The sequence below is a fragment of the Streptomyces phytophilus genome (genome assembly GCF_013870535.1).
GTDB lineage: Bacteria > Actinomycetota > Actinomycetes > Streptomycetales > Streptomycetaceae > Streptomyces > Streptomyces phytophilus.
Genome location: NZ_JACBXC010000763.1, coordinates 1 through 2,948, shown reverse-complemented (window position 1 = coordinate 2,948; position 2,948 = coordinate 1). Strand labels below are relative to the sequence as shown.

Sequence of the window (2,948 nt, the reverse complement as noted above, 5' to 3'; positions counted from 1 at the left end):
GGCCGCCGGAGAATCCGTACACGCTCCACCAGGAGCTGCAGCAGTCCATGAACGACCTGGTCGGCATCATCCGCCGGGAGGCGGAGATGAGCGAGGCCCTGAACCGCCTCGGCGACCTCCGGGTACGCGCCCGGGCGGCGGGCGTCGAGGGCCACCGGCAGTTCAACCCCGGCTGGCACCTCGCGCTGGACATGCGGAACATGCTGCTGGTCAGCGAGTGCGTCGCGCGCGCGGCCCGGGAGCGTACCGAGTCCCGCGGCGGCCACACCCGCGACGACCACCCGGCCATGGACCGCGACTGGCGCAAGCAGAACCTGGTGTGCCGCCTCGCCGACCCGGCCGGCGGCGCCCTGCCCGCGGCGGACGTCCCCGACCCCGAGCGCGGCCAGATCCGGCTGGAGAAGCGCGAGACGACGCCGATCCGGCCCGACCTGCTCGACCTGTTCGAGAAGGACGAGCTGGTGAAGTACCTGACGGACGAGGAGCTGACCGAGTGACCACGGCACCCACCACCGGCACTGTGCCTTCTGAGGGGCAGCCCCCCCAGACCCCCCAGCTCGCACATTTCAAGGTCTGGCGCGGCGATGACGAGGGCGGCGGCCTGGAGGACTTCGAGGTCGAGGTGAACGAGGGCGAGGTCGTCCTCGACATCATCCACAGGCTGCAGGCCACGCAGGCGCCCGACCTGGCCGTGCGCTGGAACTGCAAGGCGGGCAAGTGCGGCTCGTGCAGCGCGGAGATCAACGGCCGCCCGCGGCTGCTGTGCATGACCCGGATGTCGGTGTTCGACCGCGCCGAGACCATCACGGTCACCCCGCTGCGCGCCTTCCCCGTGGTCCGCGACCTGGTCACGGACGTGGGCTTCAACTACGAGAAGGCCCGCGAGATCCCCTCCTTCGTGCCGCCGGAGAAGCTGGCGCCGGGCGAGTACCGGATGCAGCAGGAGGACGTGGACCGCTCGCAGGAGTTCCGCAAGTGCATCGAGTGCTTCCTGTGCCAGGACACCTGCCACGTGGTCCGCGACCACGAGGAGAACAAGGCGTCCTTCGCCGGGCCGCGCTTCCTCATGCGGGTCGCGGAGCTGGACATGCACCCGCTGGACGCGGCGAAGGACGAGGGGCTGGACCGCAGGACCACGGCGCAGGACGAGCACGGCCTCGGGTACTGCAACATCACCAAGTGCTGCACCGAGGTCTGCCCCGAGCACATCAAGATCACCGACAACGCGCTGATCCCGCTCAAGGAGCGGGCGGCGGACCGCAAGTACGACCCGCTGGTCTGGCTGGGGAACAAGATCTTCCGCCGTCAGGAGTAACGGGCCGGTTCGTCACCGGTCGGACCAATGACACGGGCGGCAAGGTACTTGTTGCCCGTGTCCCGGTTCGCCATGCTCCACTGTCATGAGCAGATCCCCCTGGCGCCCGAAGTCGACGGCGCGTACGTGGACTTGGCCGGCCGCCACCGCAATGGCGGCCCTACTCGCCCTCGGCCTCGGCGGCGGCGCCCCCGCCGGGGCGGACCCCGACGACGACGGGCTCAAGCAGGCGCTGGACAACGTCCTCGCCGACGAGCGCCTCGAAGGCGCGCTCGCGTCCGTCGTCGTGGCCGACGCGGCGAGCGGCGAGACGCTGTACGAGCAGTCCGCCGCCACCCGGCTCACCCCCGCCTCCAACACCAAGCTGCCCACGTCGGCCGCGGCGATGGAGCTGCTCGGCCCCGGCTACACCTGGTCCACGGACGCCCTCACCGCGGGCGGCGACCTGTACCTGCGCGGCAGCGGCGACCCGACGATGCTGGCCGCCGACTACGACGCGCTGGCCGCGAAGGTCGCGGCGGCGGGGGTCGACGAGGTCGACCGGCTCGTCGCGGACGACACCCGCTTCGACTCCCAGCGGATCGGCAACGGCTGGTCCGCCGACTACGAGTCGGACTACTACGCGATGCAGATCTCCGCGCTGACGGTGGCCCCCGACACGGACTACGACTCCGGCACGGTGGTGGTGGAGGCGTACCCCGGCAAGGCGGCGGGCGACCGGCCGACCGTGAAGGTGACGCCGGCCAACGGCTACGTGCAGATCGACAACCGGGGCCGTACGGTCGCGGCGGGCGAGAGCGACACGCTGGGCATCTCGCGGGAGCACGGCTCGAACACCATCGTCGTCAGCGGGAACATCCCGCTGAAGGCGAACGCCACCAAGGAGTGGATCACCGTCTGGGAGCCGACGGGCTACGCGGCGGCGGTCTTCCGGGACGCGCTGGAGCGGCACGGCGTGGAGGTGGACGGGAAGACGCAGCTGGGGCGGGCGACGCCGGAGCGGGCGCGCACGGTCGCGAGCCACAGCTCGATGCCGCTGAAGGACCTGATGGTCCCGTTCATGAAGCTCTCCAACAACGGCCACGCGGAGATCCTGACGAAGACGATCGGCGTGGAGACGGCGGACGCCGGCACGTGGAGCGCGGGCCTGCGGGGCGTCTCGTCGTACCTGAAGTCGGTGGGCGTCGACACGTCCACCCTGCGCCAGGTCGACGGCTCGGGGCTGTCGCGTGGCAACACGATCCCGAGCCGCGAGTTCGTCAAGCTGCTGACGGCGGTCCAGGACGAGCCGTGGTTCGGCGCCTGGTACGAGTCGCTGCCGGTGGCGTGCGGCGAGGACCGCTTCGTGGGCGGCACGCTGCGCACGCGCATGTGCGACACCCCGGCGGAGGGCAACGCGCGCGCCAAGACGGGGTCGCTGACGGGGGCCTCGGCGCTGTCGGGGTACGTGACGGACGCGGACGGCAGGGAGCTGGTGTTCAGCGTGGTGCTGAACAACTACCTGGCGGGTTCGGTGAAGGACATCGAGGACGCGGTGGTCACGACGCTGGCCGGGTACGGCAAGGCGGGCGCGGCGGCGGCGGAGCCGCGGTCGCAGCAGACGCGGGGCGCGGAGCGGCCGGCGGACGTGGAG

Annotated in this window: 2 protein-coding genes and 1 pseudogene; all 3 read left to right on the top strand. The window is 71.4% G+C overall.

The window, feature by feature from the left end:
• A pseudogene (locus tag H5J30_RS24845) lies at positions 1-497 on the top strand (fumarate reductase/succinate dehydrogenase flavoprotein subunit); the annotation flags it as partial.
• Between the two features lie 23 nt (positions 498-520).
• The gene (locus H5J30_RS24840; protein ID WP_181789588.1) at positions 521-1,315 is read left to right on the top strand and encodes a succinate dehydrogenase/fumarate reductase iron-sulfur subunit; all 795 of its coding nucleotides are present in this window, start codon (positions 521-523) and stop codon (positions 1,313-1,315) included.
• 85 nt (positions 1,316-1,400) lie between these two features.
• A partial coding sequence (dacB, locus tag H5J30_RS24835) for a D-alanyl-D-alanine carboxypeptidase/D-alanyl-D-alanine endopeptidase (protein ID WP_374101022.1) occupies positions 1,401-2,948 on the top strand: 1,548 nt, incomplete at its 3' end.